The sequence below is a fragment of the Pseudomonas tremae genome, from assembly GCF_001401155.1.
GTDB classification, from domain to species: domain Bacteria; phylum Pseudomonadota; class Gammaproteobacteria; order Pseudomonadales; family Pseudomonadaceae; genus Aquipseudomonas; species Aquipseudomonas tremae.
The window spans coordinates 1-805 of record NZ_LJRO01000287.1; the positions used below are offsets into that span (position 1 = coordinate 1).

Annotated in this window: 1 protein-coding gene; it reads left to right on the forward strand. The window is 40.6% G+C overall.

The genetic code is table 11. The annotated features are described in order from the left end of the window. Positions 1-307 (forward strand): hypothetical protein (locus ALO43_RS16795; RefSeq protein WP_235812542.1); only part of this gene is annotated, 307 nt, incomplete at its 5' end. Between the last annotated feature and the right edge of the window lie 498 nt (positions 308-805).

An 805-nucleotide genomic window follows, 5' to 3' on the forward strand; every position in this document is an offset into this window, starting at 1 on the left:
GTTATTCCTAAATAAGGATCTAATGATGAACGAGTTTATTGATCGCCAAGTGTCTATGCTGCATCGTCTTATAGGCGACTATCGTAACGGCGCGCTCAACTTAAACCGTCTTATTCAAGGAATTGAAGGTGTTAGGGCGGTAGTAGAATCTGATAAATGGAAAGAAGCTGTATTTCCGATAATTTCCTTTATAGAAGAAATAAATGGAGTTGCTCTTGATGCGAAGCGTAATTTGACTGCAGATGAGAAAGCATTGATAGACAGCTCGCTGATTGAGCTTGAGGCAACCATGTGTTACTTGAACTAGCTTAACGGTTGGAGTCGTTATTTTTGAGGGCTTTATATTCTGGATTAGGCACGAAATTGAACAGTCTCCTAGTCCAGATATATTGTTCGTGAGTTAGTCTGTTTGCTTATGATGGGAAGTCGAGTAGTGCACTCCTAATTGCGAAGGCATAAGCAGGCACTGCCAGCAAATGATATCGTAGATCTTAATCTGCGGCCAATAACTTATCTATCACCTCGTTGCTCTGGGTGAGGTGAGCAGCAAACTGATTCAACTGCATGTCGATGAGCTCTCCGAACTAAGCCATATAGAGGGTAAAAAGTTTTAAACATTCTGAAATACAAGCAAGCCATCGAAAATAAAGTAAGGAGGTGCGGTTTGATTGCAAAAAGTCGGTATTGCTTTAAGAGTTTGAAACTTTCTGAATTGTGTAGATTTTTGTCATATGGCTTGGCTTTTTTTAAAAGTGGAAGCGTGTCGCATCTACCGATGATTATTATTGGGCGGCCTGGATTACTC